This window comes from Pseudomonas phenolilytica, assembly GCF_021432765.1.
GTDB lineage: Bacteria > Pseudomonadota > Gammaproteobacteria > Pseudomonadales > Pseudomonadaceae > Stutzerimonas > Stutzerimonas phenolilytica.
On record NZ_CP058908.1, the window covers coordinates 908,945 to 926,777 of the forward strand.

The window sequence follows — 17,833 nt, forward strand, 5'->3', positions numbered from 1 at the left end:
CCCGGTCTATCCAGCCGACACACGCTCAGAGCCTGACGCTCCAGAGCACGCCAAGGAAGCCCGATCACTATGCGCATTCTCGTAACTGGCGGGGCCGGATTCATCGGCTCGGCACTGATTCGCCACCTCATCCACGATACCGAGCACAGCGTGCTCAACCTGGACAAACTGACCTACGCCGGCAATCTCGAGTCGCTGGCCGCCGTGGAAGACCATCCGCGCTATCAGTTCCTCCAGGCCGACATCGCCGATCGTGAGCGGGTCAGCGAGGCGCTGCTGGACTTCCAGCCGGACGCCATCATGCACCTGGCCGCCGAATCGCACGTCGACCGTTCCATCGACGGCCCGGCCGAATTCATCCAGACCAACATCGTCGGCACCTATCAGCTGCTGGAAGCCGCCCGCGCCTACTGGCAGAGCCTGCCGGCCGAACGCCGCGAGGCCTTCCGCTTCCACCACATCTCCACCGACGAGGTGTACGGCGACCTGCACGGCACCGACGACCTGTTCACCGAGACCACACCCTACGCACCCAGCTCGCCCTACTCGGCGAGCAAGGCCGCGTCCGATCACCTGGTTCGCGCCTGGCAGCGCACCTACGGCCTGCCGGTGCTGGTGACCAACTGCTCGAACAACTACGGGCCGTTCCACTTCCCCGAGAAGCTGATCCCGCTGGTGATCCTCAACGCGCTGGACGGCAAGCCGCTGCCGGTCTACGGCGACGGCGCGCAGGTTCGCGACTGGCTGTTCGTCGAGGACCACGCCCGCGCGCTGCTGACGGTGGTGAGCAAGGGCAAGGTCGGCGAGACCTACAACATCGGTGGCCACAACGAGCAGAAGAACATCGACGTGGTGCGCAGCATCTGTGCGCTGCTCGAAGAGCTGGCGCCGCACAAGCCGGCCGGCGTGGCGCGCTTCGAGGACCTGATCACCTTCGTCAAGGATCGCCCGGGTCATGACCTGCGCTACGCCATCGACGCCAGCAAGATCGAGCGCGAGCTCGGCTGGGTGCCGCAGGAAACCTTCCAGAGCGGCCTGCGCAAGACCGTGCAGTGGTACCTGAACAACCTCGAATGGTGCCGTCGCGTCCAGGACGGCAGCTATCAACGCGAGCGCCTTGGCGCGCTGGAGAACATCGCATGAAGGGAATCATCCTCGCCGGCGGGTCCGGCACGCGCTTGCACCCCATCACCCTCGGCGTGTCCAAACAGCTGTTGCCGATCTACGACAAGCCGATGATCTACTACCCGCTGTCGGTGCTGATGCTCGCCGGCATCCGCGACGTGCTGATCATCTCCACCCCGCACGACCTGCCGCAGTACCAGAATCTGCTCGGTGACGGCAGCCAGTTCGGCATCCGCCTGCAGTATGCCGAGCAGCCTTCGCCGGACGGTCTGGCCCAGGCGTTCCTGATCGGCGAAGAGTTCATCGGCAGCGACCCGGTGTGCCTGATCCTCGGCGACAACATCTTCCACGGCCAGCACTTCACCGAGAAGCTGCAACGCGCCGCGCGCCAGGAAAAGGGCGCCACGGTGTTCGGCTACTGGGTCAAGGACCCGGAGCGCTTCGGCGTGATCGACTTCGACGAGAACGGCAAGGCGCTGTCCATCGAGGAGAAGCCGAAGAAGCCCAAGTCCAGCTACGCGGTGACCGGCCTGTACTTCTACGACAACGACGTGATCGAGATCGCCAAGTCGATCAAGCCCTCGCCGCGCGGCGAGCTGGAGATCACCGACGTCAACATGGCCTACCTCAAGCGCGGCGACCTCAACGTCGAACGCTTCGGTCGCGGCTTCGCCTGGCTCGACACCGGCACCCATGACAGCCTGCTGGAAGCCTCGCAGTACGTGCAGACCATCGAGCACCGTCAGGGTCTGAAGGTCGCCTGCCTGGAAGAAATCGCCTACCAGCACAAGTGGATCGACCGCGAGCAGCTGCTGCGCCGCGCCGATGCGCTGGGCAAGACCGGCTACGGCCAGTACCTGTTCAAGCTGGCGGGTGAAGACGCATGAAGATCATCGAAACCAGCATTCCCGACGTACTGATCATCGAGCCGAAGGTCTTCGGCGACGAACGCGGTTTCTTCTACGAGAGCTTCAACGCGGCCGCCTTCGAGGCGGCCACGGGGCTCAAGCGTCAGTTCGTCCAGGACAACCACTCCAAGTCCCAGCGCGGCGTGCTGCGCGGCCTGCATTACCAGATCCAGCAGCCGCAGGGGAAACTGGTGCGGGTAGTGGCCGGCGAGGTGTTCGATGTAGCCGTCGACCTGCGCCGGAGTTCGCCGAGCTTCGGTCGCTGGACCGGCGTGCTGCTGAATGCCGAAAACAAACGCCAGCTGTGGATTCCCGAGGGTTTCGCGCATGGTTTCGTGGTGCTCAGCGAGACCGCCGAATTCCTCTACAAGACCACCGACTACTACGCGCCGGAGCATGAGCGCAGCCTGTTGTGGAACGACCCGGAGCTGGGCATCGACTGGCCGCTCGACACCCCACCGCAGCTGTCCGCCAAGGATCAGGCCGGCAAGCTGCTGCGCGATGCGGAGCTGTTTGCATGAAGATCCTGATCACCGGCAGCCGCGGCCAGCTCACCCGTGAACTGCAGCTGGAACTGGCCGGCGACGGCAAGGTGCTCGCCCTCGGGCACAACGTCCTCGACCTGGCCGATCCCGCGCAGATTCGCGAACAGGTGCGCCTGCTGCGCCCCGACCTGATCATCAACGCCGCCGCCTACACCGCGGTCGATCCGGCCGAACGCGAGCGCGAACAGGCGTTCGCGGTAAACGCGCGCGGCCCTGGCGTACTCGCCGAGGAGGCGGCACGGCTCGGCGTACCGCTGGTCCACTACTCCACCGATTACGTCTTCGACGGGCGCAAAGCCGGCGCCTACATCGAGCAGGACCCGCCACGCCCGCTGGGCGTATACGGTGCCAGCAAGCTGGCCGGCGAACAGGCGATCCAGGCGGTGGCCGGCGAGCAGCTGATCCTGCGCACCAGCTGGGTCTATTCCCTGCACGGCAAGAACTTTCTGCTGACCATGCAGCGCCTGCTGCAGGAGCGCGACGAGCTCTCGGTGGTCGCCGATGAGATCGGCGCCCCGACCTGGGCGCGCAGCATCGCCCGCACCACCGGGGCGATGATCCGGCGCTGGCGCGACGGCCAGCGCCCGCTCGAAGGCCTCTATCACCTGAGCGCCGAGGGCGAGACGTCCTGGTACGGCTTCGCCTGCAGCATCGCCGAGCATCTGCAGAACCAGGGCACGCTGCGCGCGCGGATCGAGCCGATCCGCTCCTGCGACTACCCCACCGCCGCCGAGCGCCCGCTCAATTCACGGCTCGACTGTTCGCGCCTGCAGCAGGACTGGGACCTGCAGCTGCCGGACTGGGAAAGCGCCCTGCACGAATGCCTGAACGCCCCCTGCGCGATCCAGCTGGCGCGCCACGCCGCACTGCAGCAAAGCCTCTGACCGCCCCGCCCACGGACCGGGCAACCGCGCGGCGCTGAATCTCGCACTACCGAACGTGCATAATGCGCCGGACTCACAGGCGCACCCATGACCGCATCCGCACTCACTCACCGCCCCCGCTGGCGCAACCTCGCGCTGCTCGCCGTACTGCTGGCGCCGCTGCTGTGGCCGCTGCAGCAACTGGCCGACCGCTACTACCGCAGCGAACTGACCGAACAGAATCGCCAGACCCTCGACCTCTACGTCGCCAACCTGCTCGGCACGCTCAACCGCTACGAGGTGCTGCCGCGCATCCTCGGCGAGCTGCCGGAGCTGCGCTCGGCGCTGCACAATGCCGAGGTGCCGCAGGTCCGTGATCGCGCCAACCGCCTGCTGCGACAGCTGCAGCAGCGCACCGGGGCCGACGTGATCTACCTGATGGATACCTCGGGCACCACGCTGGCGACCTCCAACTGGGACGCCGAGGACAGCTTCATCGGGCGTAACTTCGCCTTCCGCCCGTACTTCCGTCAGGCGATGGAAGGCCGCCTGGGGCGCTTCTTCGGCCTCGGCAACACCTCCGGCAAGCGCGGTTACTACTTCGGCTCGGCGGTGCGAGATGGCGACCGGATTCTCGGCGTGCTGGTGGTCAAGGTCGATCTGGACCACACCGAAACGCTGTGGGGCAACACCCCGGAGCAGCTGATGGTGACCGACGCCTTCGGCGTGGTGATCCTCACCTCGCGTGCGGACTGGCGTTTTCGCGCCAGCCGCGCGCTGAGCGCCGAGGAGCGCGAGCAGATCGCCTTCGACCAGCCCTACACCACTCTCGAGCCGCGCGACCTGACGCTGAACATCGACGCCTGGCTGATCCAGAGCCGCGAACTGAAAGAGACCGGCTGGAGCGTGCGCATCCTCGCGCCGATCGCGCTGGTCGAGCGGCCGGTACGCACCGTGGTCGCCATCGGCGGCGCCACCCTGCTGGCGCTGCTGCTGTTGCTCGGCCTGCTGATGCAACGCCGGCGGCACTTTCTCGACCGCCTGGCGCTCGACGTGCAGGCCCGCCGCGAACTGGAGCAGCGTGTGCAGGAACGCACCCGCGACCTCGAGGCGCTGAACAGCCGCCTGAAGGTCGAGGTGCTCGAACGCGAACAGGCCCAGCAGGAGCTGGTGCGCGCCCAGGACGAGCTGCTGCAGGCCGGCAAGCTGTCGGCGCTGGGCACCATGAGCGCCAGCATCAGCCACGAGCTGAACCAGCCGCTGGCGGCGATCCGCAGCTACGCCGACAACGCCGGCGTGCTGCTTGACCAGCAGCGCAACGCCGAGGCACGCGACAACCTCAGGCTGATCAGCGAACTGACCGCGCGCATGGCCTCGATCATCGCGCACCTGCGCGCCTTCGCCCGCCGCGACCAACACGCGCCCGAGCGCGTCGCCCTGCAGCCGGCGCTGGACGATGCGCTGGCGCTGCTGGCCAAGCGCCGCCAGGCGATGGGCGTCGAGCTGGTGCGCGATCTGCCGGAAGCCACGTTGTGGGTACAGGCCGGCGAGACGCGCTTGCGGCAGATCCTCGCCAACCTGCTGGCCAACGCCCTCGACGCCCTCGCCGAGCGCCCGCCGGTCAGGCGCATCTGGCTGCGCGCCGAACAGCAGGGCAACGGCGTACTGCTGACCCTGCGCGACAACGGCCCGGGATTTTCCGCCGAGGCGCTGCGCCGCGCACGCGAACCCTTCTTCACCACCAAGACCAGCGCCCAGGGCCTCGGCCTCGGCCTGGCGATCTGCGATACGCTGGTGCGCGCGCTGGGCGGCGAACTGAGCCTCGCCAACCACCCCGACGGCGGCGCCCAGCTGGGCCTGTTCCTGCGCAGCGCCGAACCCGGCGCCGCCTTCCCGACCGAGGATCATCTGCAATGAGCGACAACCTGATCAGCGCCGACGCCCAGGTGCTGCTGATCGACGACGACCCGCACCTGCGCAAGGCGCTGAGCCAGACCCTGGACCTGGCCGGCCTGCGGGTGGTCAGCCTGGGCGATGCGCGCGAGGTGGGCGCACGGCTGCCGGCCGACTGGCCGGGCGTGGTGGTCAGCGACATCCGCATGCCCGGCATCGACGGCCTGGAGCTGTTGCAGCAGCTGCGCGGGCGCGACGCCGAACTGCCCGTCATCCTCATCACCGGCCACGGCGACATCCAGCTGGCCGTGCAGGCGATGCGCGCCGGCGCCTACGATTTCCTCGAAAAACCCTTCCCCAGCGAAGCACTGCTCGACAGCGTGCGGCGTGCCCTGGCGCTGCGCCAGCTGGTGCTGGACAACCGCAGCCTGCGCCTGGCGCTGGCCGATCGTCAGCAGCTGACCGCGCGCCTGCTCGGCCATTCGCCGGCGATGCTGCGCCTGCGCGAGCAGATCGGCGCGCTGGCCGGCACCCAGGCCGACGTGCTGATCCTCGGCGAAACCGGCGCCGGCAAGGAGGTGGTCGCGCGCGCGCTGCACGACCTGTCCAGCCGACGCAACGGCCCGTTCGTGGCGATCAACGCCGGTGCGCTGGCCGAGTCGGTGGTCGAGAGCGAGCTGTTCGGCCACGAGCCGGGCGCCTTCACCGGCGCGCAGAAACGACGCATCGGCAAGTTCGAGTTCGCCAACGGCGGCACGCTGTTCCTCGACGAGATCGAGAGCATGAGCCTGGACGTGCAGGTCAAGCTGCTGCGCCTGCTGCAGGAGCGCGTGGTCGAGCGCCTCGGCGGCAACCAGTCGATCGCGCTGGACATCCGCGTCATCGCCGCGACCAAGGAAGACCTGCGCGTGGCCGCCGATCAGGGACGCTTTCGCGCCGACCTCTATTACCGCCTGAACGTCGCGCCGCTGCGCATTCCGCCGCTGCGCGAACGCAACGAGGACATCCTCCTGCTGTTCCAGCATTTCGCCGAAACCGCCGCCCAGCGCCACGGCCTGCCGATACGCGATCTGCAGCCGGAGCAGCGCGCCCTGCTGTTGCGCCACGACTGGCCCGGCAACGTGCGCGAGCTGCAGAACACTGCCGAGCGTTTCGCCCTCGGCCTTGGTCTGGGCCTGGAGCAGGCAGCCGCCGGCGCGTCGATGCCGGGCGGCGGCACGCTGGGCGAGCAGGTCGACGCCTTCGAGCGCGCGCTGATCGCCGCCGAACTGGCGCGCCCACACAGTTCGCTGCGCAGCGCCGCCGAGGCGCTCGGCCTGCCGCGCAAAACCCTGCACGACAAACTGCGCAAACACGGCCTGAGCTTCACCGAGACTGGCGGAAGTTCGCCCGACGACGGGGAATAATTGGCGGTTTTCCGCCATTGAACCCTGGCACGCCTCGCCTGCGACGAAATGCCTCGAATCCTTTCCCCGGCGCCGCCAGGCGCGCCGGGCGCAACCCGCAAAGCTGCGACCCAGACGGCTTTCCTGGCATCTGCCCATTCAAAGCGTCATGCGCAGCTGGTACAACCTTTGCCCACGCAAGGATGCAACCGCCGGCTGGCACAGGCATTGCTAACTTACTGAAACCTTGCGGGACATGTCGCTCGACGGCAGGAGGCATCGCCAAATGCTGCCTAGACTCATCGCAGGTTACTGCCGAATCGTCGCGCGGCGATTCTTCACAACAAGAGGGAAACACCAATGTTCAAACTGACTGCCAAGGCGCTGGCTTGCGCCCTGTCGCTGAGCATCGCCGGTCTGGCCCATGCGGCCGACCCGATCACCATCAAGTTCTCCCACGTGGTCGCCGAGAATACGCCGAAAGGCCAGGGCGCCCTGCTGTTCAAGAAGCTGGTGGAAGAGCGCCTGCCGGGCAAGGTCGAGGTTCAGGTCTATCCGAACTCCTCGCTGTTCGGTGACGGCAAGGAAATGGAAGCCCTGCTGCTGGGTGACGTGCAGCTGATCGCGCCGTCGCTGGCCAAGTTCGAACACTACTCCAAGGGCGTCCAGGTCTTCGACCTGCCGTTCCTGTTCGATGACATCGCCGCGGTTGACCGCTTCCAGAAGGGCGAGGCCGGCCAGAAGCTGCTGCGCTCGATGGAAGACAAGAACATCACCGGTCTGGGCTACTGGCACAACGGCATGAAGCAGCTGTCGGCCAACAAGAAGCTGATCGAGCCGAAGGACGCCCGTGGTCTGAAGTTCCGCGTACAGGCTTCCGCCGTACTGGACGAGCAGTTCAAGGCCGTGCGCGCCAACCCGCGCAAGATGAGCTTCGCCGAGGTCTACCAAGGTCTGCAGACTGGCGTGGTGAACGGTGCCGAGAACCCGTACTCGAACATCTACTCGCAGAAGATGCACGAAGTGCAGAAGTACATCACTGAGTCCAACCACGGTCTGCTGGACTACATGGTGATCACCAACACCAAGTTCTGGAACGGTCTGCCGGCTGACATCCGCGGTGAACTGGAAAGCATCCTGGCCGAGGTCACCGTCGAGGTGAACAAGCAGGCCGATGCGCTGAACCAGGGCGACAAGCAGCGCATCCTCGATGCGGGTACCACCGAGATCATCACCCTCACCCCGGAGCAGCGCAACAAATGGCGTGAAGCCATGAAGCCGGTCTGGAAGAAGTTCGAGGGCGAGATCGGTGCCGACCTGATCAAGGCCGCCGAAGCCGCCAACCAGGCGCAATAAGCCGTACCAGGGGCGGGCTACCCGTCCGCCCCTGCTGTAATTCCAGAAAACCGACAGCCCAGTGAAAAAACACAGCAGCTAGCGAAGACGACGCCCACACCAAGGGCAGGACGGCAGAGGCCCAGGCGATCCCGGCCACACCGCTTCTCTGGCGAGAACAAGAGTTTTCATTGTGCTGTTTCTCCAGCCGCCCCGGCTGGTTCATGGCGCACGTTCCGTGTTCGCCCACCGTAAACTTGCAGTCCATCGGGAGATGTCATCCATGAACGCCCTGCGGCGCGTCTGGGACCACTTCGAGGAGAGCTTCATCGCTTTCCTGCTGGCGGCCATGACACTGGTGACGTTCGTCTACGTCATCCTCAACAACCTCTACACGCTGTTCTACGATCTGGGCGACCGGTTCGAGGGCAGTGCCGATTTCTGGTTTGCCATCGGCGACTACATCATCGGCCTGGCACAGGCCATGACCTGGAGTACCGCGCTGACCAAGGCGCTGTTCGCCTGGCTGATCTTCTTCGGTCTGGCCTATGGCGTGCGCACCGCCGGCCATATCGGCGTCGATGCACTGGTCAAGCTGGCGCCCAAGCACGTCCAGCGCTACATCGGCATCATCGCCTGCCTGGTCTGCCTGGGTTACACCGGGCTGCTGAGCGTCGCCAGCTTCGAGTGGATCCACACCCTGTTCAACGCCAACATCGGCGCCGAGGACCTGGGCCACGTCGGCGTCAAGCAGTGGCACATCGGCCTGATCGTGCCGTTCGGCTTCGCGCTGATGTTCATCCGTTTCGCCGAGATTTTCGTGCGCATCCTGCGTAATCAGCAGACCGGTCTCGGGCTTGCCGACGAAGCCGCCGATGCGGTCAAGCTGACCGAGCACGAGGAGCAAAAGTAAATGACCATCCTGTTCCTGTTCGTCCTGCTCTTCCTGCTGATGTTCCTCGGCGTGCCGATCGCCGTGTCGCTGGGCCTGGCCGGCTCGCTGACCATCATGATCTTCAGCGAAGACTCGGTGCGCTCGCTGGCGATCAAGCTGTTCGAGACCTCCGAGCACTACACCCTGCTGGCGATCCCGTTCTTCCTGCTGGCCGGTGCCTTCATGACCACCGGTGGCGTGGCGCGGCGCCTGATCGACTTCGCCAATGCCTGTGTCGGCCATATCCGTGGCGGCCTGGCCATCGGCGCGGTGCTGGCGTGCATGCTGTTCGCCGCGCTGTCCGGCTCCTCGCCGGCCACCGTTGCCGCGGTCGGCTCCATCGCCATCGCCGGCATGGTGCGCTCTGGCTACCCGCAGGCCTTCGGCGCGGGCATCGTCTGTAACGCCGGTACGCTGGGCATCCTCATCCCGCCGTCGGTGGTGATGGTGGTCTATGCCGCCGCGACCGAAACCTCGGTCGGCAAGCTGTTCATGGCCGGAGTGGTGCCGGGCCTGCTGCTGGGCGGCGTGCTGATGGTGGCGATCTACATCATCGCGGTGAAGAAGAACCTGCCGGCATTGCCGCGCGCGACCTTCCGCGAGTGGCTGTCGGCTGCACGCAAGGCGGTCTGGGGCCTGCTGCTGATGGTGATCATCCTCGGCGGCATCTACTCGGGCATGTTCACCCCGACCGAAGCAGCCGCCGTGGCTGCGGTCTACTCGGCCTTCGTCGCGCTGTTCGTCTATAAGGACATGACCATCCGCGAGTGCCCGAAGGTGATCCTGGAGTCGGCCAAGCTGAGCATCATGCTGATGTTCATCATCGCCAACGCCATGCTGTTCGCCCACGTGCTGACCACCGAGCAGATCCCGCAGACCATCACCGCCTGGGTAATGGACGCCGGCCTGCAGCCGTGGATGTTCCTGCTGGTGGTGAACATCGTGCTGCTGGTGGCCGGTGCCTTCATGGAGCCGTCGGCGATCATCCTGATCCTCGCGCCGATCCTCTTCCCGATCGCTGTGCAACTGGGCATCGACCCGATCCACCTGGGCATCATCATGGTGGTGAACATGGAGATCGGCCTGATCACGCCGCCGGTGGGCCTGAACCTGTTCGTCACCTCGGCGGTAACCGGCATGAGCGTCACCCAGGTGATTCGCGCCGCGATGCCGTGGCTGATGCTGCTGCTGAGCTTCCTGGTGATCATCACCTACGTGCCGTGGATTTCCCTGGCGCTGCCCGAAGCCCTGGGCATGTAGCGCTCGACCTCTCTGCTTTCCTTTTGCCCGGCCTTAGTGCCGGGCTTTTTTTTCCTGCCGTTCAGGCCGACAGCGGCAACGCGGCGCGGCGACGGAACCAGCCGGTGACCGACAGGCGGTCGACCTGCGTCGGCAGCACTTCATGCGGGAACTCCCCGGCCATGAACACCACCAGGGTGCCCGCCTCGGGAGCGACATCGAGGCTCTCACCGTCGGCCAGATACAGGCGCAGGGCGCCGCCGTGATCGGGCTGCCAGTTCGGATTGAGGTAGAGCACGGCGGTCACGCTACGGCTGTCATCGTCGCGAAAACGGTCGAGATGAGTCTTGTAGAACGCGCCCGGCGGATAGAAAGCGAAGTGACACTCGAACTCCTCCAGGCCGAGGTACAGCTCGCGGTTGAGCTGCTCGCGCAGCGCATCCATCAGCTGCAGGTAGAGATCGCTGGCGGCCGACTGGCCGGGTTCCAGCCAGAGAATGCGGTCGCTGCGTATGCCTTCATGCACCGCCTGGCTTCCGCCGCGTCCGATCGCGGCCGGCACCATGACACCCTCCGCCTCGCGGCGGCGACATTCTTCGGCGAGGCGGAGGGAGTCATGGCCTGGGATGAACGCACGCTGTACCGACCAGCCACGCACGGCCAGGTCATCGATGAGAGTCGAAAACTGCAAGATCAGGGCTCCGAGAGATCAGGATCATCAAACCGCCACGGCGGGCCACGCAGCGCAACGGGGAACGATGCGCGCAGATGACATTCAAGATGATCTGGGGAAGAGGCGCACGATCATGCGCCCAGTGGCGTATTCTGCGCCCGCCGGGTGTCATCGGGAAATGCCCGCATGGCGGCCGGACTGTGGCAATTCGTCCAGCCTCCAGGGTGCGCCAGCCCCGCTCGACAGTCGGCCAGGCGGCGTCGACAATGCCTGACCCCGTACAGGAGATCCCATGCGCGCCTTTCTTGCCCTTGCCCTATTGGTCATCAGCTTCGCCAGCCAGGCGGATGTCTACGAAGAACTCTACGAAACCGCCGGCTGGACCGAGCAGCGCGCCAATTTCAGCGACGCGCTGACCGCCGCCCAGCAGCGCTACAAGGACAGCCTGCCGCCGGCGGTATTCCAGGCGCTGGTCGACAACAGCAACCGCCGTTTTGCCAGCGACGCCGTGGATCGGCGCGCCCTGCAGGCGCTACGCGAGCACCTGGCCGAGCCGCAGCCGGCGCTGCAGTTCTTCCAGACCCCGCTGGGGCGCAAGGTCGTCGCTGCCGAGGTACTGGCGGCGCGCCGCGAACAACTCGCGCAGCATGTCGATGGCCTGCCGCGCATGGACGCCGGCAGCAATCGCCAGTTGTTGATTCGCCATCTCGCGCAGGCCATTCCAGCCAGCGCCGCCGGTGCCGAAGTCAGCCTGGCGCTGGCCGGTGTCGCCGCCGACAGCCTCAGCCAGATGCTGCCGGGCATTCTCGGCGGCGGTCAGGCGCAGGGGCTGCTGAACAGCCAGCGCGAACGGCTGGTGCAGCAGATCGAGGGCGATCTGGACAACACCCTGCTGTATGTCTACCGCTCGCTGTCCGATGCCGAACTGGAAGAGTACCTGCAGTTCGCCCAGTCCGCCGAGGGCAAGGCGTACTACGCGGCGGCGCTGCAGGCGCTGCGCGCGGGACTGGCGGTAGGCCCGGATTCGGCGGCGATTCAGGCACAGCAGCGCTGAACGCCGCCCGCGCTCATTTCAGGCGCTCGCGCAGGAAGGCGAAATAACGCTGGCGCAGCGCCTCGCTCTCGTTGACCAGATGATGACGCGCCGCCGGCAGGCGCAGGATTTCCGGCGCGGCGAACTTGCGCTGCAGCACCGGCAGGTTGTACTGCCAGTCCACCGTCATGTCCGCCTCGCCCTGGATGATCAGCGGTGACTCGCCGCTGCCCGTCGCCTTCTCGATGCGTGGAATCCAGCGCGACAACGCACCGACCCAGGCCGTCGGCAGGATGCTCGCCTGCAGCGGATCCTCGGTCTGCACGAACTGCAGGAAGCGCGCGTCGCTGGAGTTGTCGCTGAAGGCGCGCGGAATCTGCTGGACGAAGCGGCGCATCAGCTCGTAGCTCAGGCGCGAACGCAGCCAGGCGCGCGGACGAATCAGCGGCGCCAGGAGGATGGTGCGGCCACGCTCGGCACTCTGCGGCTGATGCAGCAGGTGATCGAGCAGGATCGCGCCGCCGGTACTCTGTCCGAGCAAGTGCCACGGCCGAGGCAGATCGAGCTGGCGCGCCTGCTCGAAGAGGCCGTTGAGCACCGCCTGGTATTCCTCGAACTCGTTGATGCTGGCCGGCGGGCCGCTGGACAGACCGTGTCCCGGCAGGTCGCAGGCGAGCACGGCGAAGCCCATGTCCAGGCCCCATTCGACGACATGACGGTACAGCCCCATGTGATCGTAGTAGCCATGCATCACCAGCAGGCTGGCGTGCGGCTGCGGTGGCCACCAGGCCTGGGCCACCACGTCGTAGTCGCCGACGCGAAAACGCCCGAGGCGGCTGTGGATGTCACGTCGCTGTGGCAGGTCGAGGCCGTAATAGGCCTGGTAGTGTCGCGCCTCGGGGCTCAGCTCGGTGGCGGCGTGCAGCTCGCCAAGCTGCGCGCGTAGCAGGTCGGGTTGGATTCGCTGGGGCATGGCCGTTCAGTTCGTCGAAACAGCGGACGTCATAAGGTCCTGTGCGCAAAACCGCCGCAGCGGCGGCGCATGGCGGCATATTCCGCTCTGTGACGGGGCATGGCAAGCTGACGCCCCCGCTGCCGAGACCCGCCATGCACCCGCGCCGCACGCTCCTCATTGCCTCCCTGCTTACCCTGCTCGTGGCTGGCGGCCTGCTGGCCGCGTTCAAGTGGTTCGAGGGGCGCTACCTGCGCACCTTCGAGGGCGAGCGCGCCGAACTGTTTTCCGGCGACGACCTCAGGCTGCCCGCCGAACTGCAGGGCCCGGGGCCGGTGCGCTTCGTGCATTTCTGGGATCCGGGCTGCCCGTGCAACGTCGGCAACCAGCAGCATCTGGAAGAGCTGCTCAAGCGCTTCGCCGGACAGCCGGTGGAGTTCTACGAGGTGCGCAAGCCCGGCAGCAAGGGCCGGCTGCCGCCGTCGCTGGCTGCGCTGAAGCCGCTGAACGCGTTCGAAGGCACCGCCGAGCTGCCCGCCAGCCCGGCCGTGGGCATCTGGGATCGCAACGGCGAGCTGGTCTATATCGGCCCCTACAGCGAGGGCGCGGTGTGCAGTTCGGACAACAGCTTCGTCGAGCCGATCGTCGAGGCCGTACTCGCCGGCCGCACGGTGCGCGCCACCCATTCGCTGGCGGTGGCGTGCTTCTGCGACTGGCAGCGCTGAGGCCGGAAACGAACAAGGGCGCCGCTGCGCGCCCTTGTTCGCAACTCAGCTGTGGGCCGAGGGCGGCACCGGCACCTGACTGTTGACCGCCCGTGGCTGCCAGCCTTGCGCCGCAACACTCTCGTCCATCGCCTGCTGCATGGCGCGCACCCGACGCTTCTCGGCGCGACGGCTCAGGTACCAGGCGAAGAACGTCGCCAGCGACACGCTGAGCAGAATCAGGCTGGCCACAGCGTTGATTTCCGGCTTCACGCCCAGGCGCACGGCGGAGAAGATCTCCATCGGCAGGGTGGTCGAGCCGGGACCGGAGACGAAGCTGGCCAGTACCAGATCATCCAGCGACAAGGCGAACGACAGCATGCCACCCGCGGCCAGCGAGGGCGCGATCATCGGCATGGTGATCAGGAAGAACACCTTCCACGGCCGCGCGCCGAGGTCCATCGCCGCCTCCTCGATGGACAGGTCCAGCTCGCGCAGGCGCGCCATCACCACCACCGCCACGTAGGACGAACAGAAGGTGGTGTGGGCGATCCAGATCGTCACCAGACCCCGCTGCGCCGGCCAGCCGATCAGCTGCGCCATGGCCACGAACAGCAGCAGCAGCGACAGGCCGGTAATCACCTCGGGCATCACCAGGGGCGCGGTGACCAGCCCGCCGAACAGCGTGCGTCCGCGGAACACCGGGATGCGTGTGAGCACGAAGGCCGCCATCGTACCCAGCGCCACCGCAGCAATGGCGGTGTAAAAGGCGACCTCCAGCGAGCGCATCACCGAGCCCATCAGCTGGCTGTTGTCCAGCAGACCGACATACCACTTCACCGACCAGCCACCCCAGACGGTCACCAGCCGCGAGTCGTTGAACGAGTAGATGACCAGGATGACCATCGGCAGGTAGATGAACAGCAGGCCAAGGACCAGGATCAGGTTGGAGAAGCTCCAGCGTTTCATAGCTTGCCCTCCAGCTCTTTCGCCTGGTTTCTGTTGAACAGAATGATCGGCACCAAGAGGATCGCCAGCATCACCACCGCCAGCGCCGAGGCCACCGGCCAGTCGCGGTTGTTGAAGAATTCCTGCCAGAGCACCTTGCCGATCATCAGCGTCTCCGGGCCGCCGAGCAGCTCGGGGATGACGAATTCGCCGACCACCGGGATGAACACCAGCATGCAGCCGGCGATGATGCCGTTCTTCGACAGCGGCACAGTGATCTTCCAGAAGCTGGTGAGGTTGCGCGCGCCGAGGTCGGATGCCGCCTCCAGCAGGCTGGGATCGTGCTTCACCAGGTTGGCGTAGAGCGGCAGGATCATGAACGGCAGATACGAATAGACCACGCCGATGTACACCGCGATGTCGGTGTTGAGGATCTGCAGCGGCGTGTCGATCAGCCCGAGGTCGAGCAGCAGCCCGTTGAGCAGGCCGTTGCTGCTGAGGATGCCCATCCAGGCGTAGACGCGGATCAGGATCGCGGTCCAGGTCGGCATCATGATCAGCAGCAGCAGTACCGTCTGCAGGTCCTTGCGCGCCCGCGCGATGGCATAGGCCATCGGGTAGCCGATCAGCAGGCACAGCAGCGTGCTGAAGAAGGCGATGCGCAGCGAGCCGAGGTAGGCGGCCAGGTACAGCTCGTCCTCGCTGAGGAAGATGTAGTTGCCCAGGTTGATCAGCACCTGCAGCTGCTGCTCGGCGTAGCGGAAGATTTCCGTGTACGGCGGAATCGCCACGTCGGCCTCGGCGAAGCTGATCTTCAGCACGATGGCGAACGGCAGCAGGAAGAACAGCATCAACCAGAGGAACGGAACGCCGATGACCAGCCGGCGGCCGTTGTTCAGCGCGGGCCGGCGGCTCATGCCTGTAGCACCACGCCGCTGTCACTGAGCCAGTGCAGGTAGACCCGCTCCTCCCAGGTCGGCCATTTGACGTGGCGCTCGGCATTGGCGACGAAGGCCTGCAGCAGCATCCCCGACTCCAGCTTGATGTAGTACACCGAATGGCCGCCGAGGTAGGCGATGTCGTGCACCACGCCCTCGACCCAGTTGTAGTCCGCCATCTCCAGCACCGGCTTCTCCAGGCTCATCATCAGCTTCTCCGGGCGCAGGGCGTAGGTCACACGCTTGTCCTGGGCACGGGTACTGATGCCGTGGCCGACGTAGATGGGGCGTTCGAGCTGCGGGCAGGCAATCACCGCATGGTCTTCGAGGTCCTCCACCAGCTCGCCGTCGAACAGGTTGACGTTGCCGATGAATTCGCAGACCAGCCGGCTGGCCGGGGTTTCGTAGATGTCCATCGGGCTGCCGACCTGGGCGATCCAGCCCTGGCTCATGATGGCGATGCGCTCGGCCATGGTCATGGCCTCTTCCTGGTCATGGGTGACCATCACGCAAGTCACGCCGACGCGCTCGATGATCTGCACCAGTTCCAGCTGCATCTGCGAGCGCAGCTTCTTGTCCAGCGCGCCCATCGGCTCGTCGAGCAGCAACAGCTTGGGCCGTTTCGCCAGCGAACGCGCCAAGGCCACGCGCTGGCGCTGGCCGCCGGAGAGCTGGTGCGGCTTGCGCTTGGCGTACTGGGTCATCTGCACCAGGCCGAGCATCTCGCTGACGCGCCCGGCGATCTCGTCCTTGGCCAGGCCATCCTGCTTGAGGCCGAAAGCGATGTTCTGCTCGACCGTCATGTGCGGGAACAGCGCATAGGACTGGAACATCATGTTGATCGGCCGCTCGTAGGGCGGCAGATCGGTGATGTCCTGACCGTCGAGGAAGATACGCCCCTCGCTCGGCCGCTCGAAGCCGGCGAGCATGCGCAGCAGGGTCGACTTGCCCGATCCGGAACCGCCCAGCAGGGCGAATATCTCGCCCTGATGGATGTTCAGCGAGACGTCATCGACCGCCACCGTTTCATCGAACTTCTTGGTGACGCGGTCGATCTTCAGCAGCACCTGCTTGTTCTTGCTCTCGCCGGTGAGGGCTTTCTTGTAGGCGCTGGAGGCAACGGCCATGCGCGAACTCCCGAAAATGTAAGGTTGGCCGGCCAGCGCCGGATATCGATGGTCGTTGCAGCGGGCGGGAATCGCCCGGGTATCTATTTGCCGGATTTCACCTTGGTCCAGCTGCGATTCATCAGCCGCTGGATCTTCGCCGGCAGCTCGGCCGAGACGTACAGGCGATCCAGCACGTCCTGCGGCGGATAGATCGAAGGATCGTTGCGTACCTCTTGATCCATCAGTTCGCCCGCCTTGAGGTTGGGGTTGGCATAGCCGACGTAGTCGCTCACCGAGGCGATCACCTCGGGGCGCAACAGGTAGTCGATGAATGCATGGGCCTGTTCGACGTTGCCGGCATCGGCGGGGATGGCGAGCATGTCGAACCAGAGGTTGCCGCCTTCCTTGGGAATGGCGTAGGCGATCTCGATGCCCTTGCCAGCTTCCTCGGCACGGGCGGCGGCCTGGAACACATCGCCGGAGAACCCGGCGGCGACGCAGATATTGCCATTGGCGAGATCGGAAATGTACTTGGAGGAGTGGAAATAGCGCACGTGCGGACGCACTGCCAGCAGCTTCTCCTCGGCCTTGCGGTAGTCGGCGGGATTCTCGCTGTTGGGATCTAGGCCCAGATAGTTGAGCATGGCCGGAATCATCTCGTCGGCCGAGTCGAGCATGGCGATGCCGCAGCTGGCGAGCTTCTCCGCATTCTGCGGCTCGAACAGCACCGCCCAGGAGTCGATGGTGTCGACGCCGAGCGCTGCCTTGACCTTCTCCACGTTGTAGCCGATGCCGTTGGTGCCCCACAGGTAGGGCGCGGCGTGGGCGTTACCCGGATCGTTCTTCTGCAGTTGCTTGAGCAGCGCGGGGTCGAGGTTCTCCCAGTTCGGCAGCTTGGACTTGTCGAGCTTCTGGAAGGCGCCGGCGCGGATCTGCTTGCCGAGGAAGTGGTTGGACGGCACCACCACGTCATAGCCGGTGCGACCGGCCAGCAGCTTGCCCTCGAGGGTTTCGTTGGAGTCGAAGACGTCGTAGACAGGCTTGATGCCGGTCTCCTTCTCGAACTCTTCCAGCGTCGTTTCGCCGATGTAATCCGACCAGTTGTAGATGTGCACCGTGGCAGCCTGGGCCGTGGCGGCGCCAGCGAACGCGGCGGCGATGATCAGCGACGTGAGGGTCGAGCGCATGGGATGAGTCCTCTGGTTTCAGGCCGTGCGTTGCCCCGAGGGGAAAGCCGGGCTGTTTATTG

General features: G+C 65.8%; 17 protein-coding genes. 11 read left to right on the forward strand and 6 right to left on the reverse strand.

Annotated elements, in window-relative coordinates; translation table 11 throughout:
- Positions 1–69 precede the first annotated feature (69 nt).
- The 9 genes from rfbB (at position 70) to dctM (ending at position 10,248) form a co-directional block, all read left to right on the forward strand.
- Positions 70–1,143 (forward strand): dTDP-glucose 4,6-dehydratase, encoded by a 1,074-nt coding sequence (rfbB, locus tag HU825_RS04335; RefSeq protein WP_054093902.1) that lies wholly within the window; start codon positions 70–72, stop codon positions 1,141–1,143.
- Positions 1,140–2,012, forward strand: a complete 873-nt coding sequence (rfbA, locus tag HU825_RS04340; RefSeq protein WP_008569273.1) for a glucose-1-phosphate thymidylyltransferase RfbA — start codon at positions 1,140–1,142, stop codon at positions 2,010–2,012. The genes rfbB and rfbA overlap by 4 nt, the downstream gene beginning before the upstream one ends.
- Entirely contained in the window at positions 2,009–2,554 is a 546-nt protein-coding gene (gene rfbC, locus HU825_RS04345) for a dTDP-4-dehydrorhamnose 3,5-epimerase (protein ID WP_054093901.1), read from the forward strand. Before rfbA ends, rfbC begins: the two co-directional genes overlap by 4 nt.
- On the forward strand, positions 2,551–3,462 hold the full coding sequence (gene rfbD / locus HU825_RS04350; protein ID WP_234302983.1) for a dTDP-4-dehydrorhamnose reductase: 912 nt from the start codon (positions 2,551–2,553) through the stop codon (positions 3,460–3,462). The genes rfbC and rfbD overlap by 4 nt, the downstream gene beginning before the upstream one ends.
- A gap of 87 nt (positions 3,463–3,549) precedes the next feature.
- Positions 3,550–5,358 (forward strand): sensor histidine kinase, encoded by a 1,809-nt coding sequence (locus tag HU825_RS04355; RefSeq protein WP_077682300.1) that lies wholly within the window; start codon positions 3,550–3,552, stop codon positions 5,356–5,358.
- The gene (locus tag HU825_RS04360; protein ID WP_138300659.1) at positions 5,355–6,740 is read left to right on the forward strand and encodes a sigma-54-dependent transcriptional regulator; all 1,386 of its coding nucleotides are present in this window, start codon (positions 5,355–5,357) and stop codon (positions 6,738–6,740) included. The genes HU825_RS04355 and HU825_RS04360 overlap by 4 nt, the downstream gene beginning before the upstream one ends.
- A gap of 339 nt (positions 6,741–7,079) precedes the next feature.
- Positions 7,080–8,075 (forward strand): C4-dicarboxylate TRAP substrate-binding protein DctP, encoded by a 996-nt coding sequence (dctP, locus tag HU825_RS04365; RefSeq protein ID WP_043295150.1) that lies wholly within the window; start codon positions 7,080–7,082, stop codon positions 8,073–8,075.
- A 262-nt stretch (positions 8,076–8,337) separates the two neighbouring features.
- A complete protein-coding gene (locus HU825_RS04370; protein ID WP_043295148.1) occupies positions 8,338–8,967 on the forward strand; it encodes a TRAP transporter small permease in 630 nt (209 codons plus the stop codon).
- The gene (gene dctM, locus HU825_RS04375; protein WP_077682302.1) at positions 8,968–10,248 is read left to right on the forward strand and encodes a C4-dicarboxylate TRAP transporter large permease protein DctM; all 1,281 of its coding nucleotides are present in this window, start codon (positions 8,968–8,970) and stop codon (positions 10,246–10,248) included.
- A 61-nt stretch (positions 10,249–10,309) separates the two neighbouring features.
- On the opposite strand, the gene HU825_RS04380 is transcribed toward dctM, so the two are convergent.
- Positions 10,310–10,918, reverse strand: a complete 609-nt coding sequence (locus HU825_RS04380) for a 2OG-Fe(II) oxygenase (protein WP_234302984.1) — start codon at positions 10,916–10,918, stop codon at positions 10,310–10,312.
- A 274-nt stretch (positions 10,919–11,192) separates the two neighbouring features.
- Between HU825_RS04380 and HU825_RS04385 the strand changes: the two genes are divergently transcribed.
- Positions 11,193–11,954 (forward strand): DUF2059 domain-containing protein, encoded by a 762-nt coding sequence (locus HU825_RS04385; RefSeq protein ID WP_043295143.1) that lies wholly within the window; start codon positions 11,193–11,195, stop codon positions 11,952–11,954.
- A 13-nt stretch (positions 11,955–11,967) separates the two neighbouring features.
- Here HU825_RS04385 and HU825_RS04390 read toward each other — a convergent pair whose 3' ends face one another.
- Positions 11,968–12,906, reverse strand: a complete 939-nt coding sequence (locus HU825_RS04390) for a phospholipase BipL (RefSeq protein ID WP_156715736.1) — start codon at positions 12,904–12,906, stop codon at positions 11,968–11,970.
- Positions 12,907–13,040: 134 nt separating this feature from the next.
- On the opposite strand from HU825_RS04390, the gene HU825_RS04395 reads away from it, so the two are divergent.
- Positions 13,041–13,610, forward strand: coding sequence for a DUF6436 domain-containing protein (locus HU825_RS04395; protein WP_043295140.1), 570 nt, complete (start codon positions 13,041–13,043; stop codon positions 13,608–13,610).
- 45 nt (positions 13,611–13,655) lie between these two features.
- Here the strand turns inward: HU825_RS04395 and HU825_RS04400 are convergent, their stop codons facing one another.
- From HU825_RS04400 to HU825_RS04415, 4 genes are all read right to left on the reverse strand, one after another.
- Positions 13,656–14,558, reverse strand: a complete 903-nt coding sequence (locus tag HU825_RS04400) for an ABC transporter permease subunit (RefSeq protein WP_043295139.1) — start codon at positions 14,556–14,558, stop codon at positions 13,656–13,658.
- The gene (locus HU825_RS04405; RefSeq protein ID WP_008569254.1) at positions 14,555–15,454 is read right to left on the reverse strand and encodes an ABC transporter permease subunit; all 900 of its coding nucleotides are present in this window, start codon (positions 15,452–15,454) and stop codon (positions 14,555–14,557) included. Before HU825_RS04405 ends, HU825_RS04400 begins: the two co-directional genes overlap by 4 nt.
- Positions 15,451–16,602, reverse strand: coding sequence for a polyamine ABC transporter ATP-binding protein (gene potA / locus HU825_RS04410; RefSeq protein ID WP_054093890.1), 1,152 nt, complete (start codon positions 16,600–16,602; stop codon positions 15,451–15,453). Before potA ends, HU825_RS04405 begins: the two co-directional genes overlap by 4 nt.
- Positions 16,603–16,685: 83 nt before the next feature.
- On the reverse strand, positions 16,686–17,771 hold the full coding sequence (locus HU825_RS04415) for a polyamine ABC transporter substrate-binding protein (protein WP_008569252.1): 1,086 nt from the start codon (positions 17,769–17,771) through the stop codon (positions 16,686–16,688).
- Positions 17,772–17,833 lie beyond the last annotated feature (62 nt).

Excerpts from the sequence above, each read along its gene's own strand:
- rfbB (WP_054093902.1), top strand. The coding sequence starts at position 70 with ATGCGCATTCTCGTAACTGGCGGGGCCGGATTCATCGGCTCGGCACTG.
- rfbA (WP_008569273.1), top strand. The coding sequence starts at position 1,140 with ATGAAGGGAATCATCCTCGCCGGCGGGTCCGGCACGCGCTTGCACCCC.
- rfbC (WP_054093901.1), top strand. The coding sequence starts at position 2,009 with ATGAAGATCATCGAAACCAGCATTCCCGACGTACTGATCATCGAGCCG.
- rfbD (WP_234302983.1), top strand. The coding sequence starts at position 2,551 with ATGAAGATCCTGATCACCGGCAGCCGCGGCCAGCTCACCCGTGAACTG.
- HU825_RS04355 (WP_077682300.1), top strand. The coding sequence starts at position 3,550 with ATGACCGCATCCGCACTCACTCACCGCCCCCGCTGGCGCAACCTCGCG.
- HU825_RS04360 (WP_138300659.1), top strand. The coding sequence starts at position 5,355 with ATGAGCGACAACCTGATCAGCGCCGACGCCCAGGTGCTGCTGATCGAC.
- dctP (WP_043295150.1), top strand. The coding sequence starts at position 7,080 with ATGTTCAAACTGACTGCCAAGGCGCTGGCTTGCGCCCTGTCGCTGAGC.
- HU825_RS04370 (WP_043295148.1), top strand. The coding sequence starts at position 8,338 with ATGAACGCCCTGCGGCGCGTCTGGGACCACTTCGAGGAGAGCTTCATC.
- dctM (WP_077682302.1), top strand. The coding sequence starts at position 8,968 with ATGACCATCCTGTTCCTGTTCGTCCTGCTCTTCCTGCTGATGTTCCTC.
- HU825_RS04385 (WP_043295143.1), top strand. The coding sequence starts at position 11,193 with ATGCGCGCCTTTCTTGCCCTTGCCCTATTGGTCATCAGCTTCGCCAGC.
- HU825_RS04390 (WP_156715736.1), bottom strand. The coding sequence starts at position 12,906 with ATGCCCCAGCGAATCCAACCCGACCTGCTACGCGCGCAGCTTGGCGAG.
- HU825_RS04395 (WP_043295140.1), top strand. The coding sequence starts at position 13,041 with ATGCACCCGCGCCGCACGCTCCTCATTGCCTCCCTGCTTACCCTGCTC.
- HU825_RS04400 (WP_043295139.1), bottom strand. The coding sequence starts at position 14,558 with ATGAAACGCTGGAGCTTCTCCAACCTGATCCTGGTCCTTGGCCTGCTG.
- HU825_RS04405 (WP_008569254.1), bottom strand. The coding sequence starts at position 15,454 with ATGAGCCGCCGGCCCGCGCTGAACAACGGCCGCCGGCTGGTCATCGGC.
- potA (WP_054093890.1), bottom strand. The coding sequence starts at position 16,602 with ATGGCCGTTGCCTCCAGCGCCTACAAGAAAGCCCTCACCGGCGAGAGC.
- HU825_RS04415 (WP_008569252.1), bottom strand. The coding sequence starts at position 17,771 with ATGCGCTCGACCCTCACGTCGCTGATCATCGCCGCCGCGTTCGCTGGC.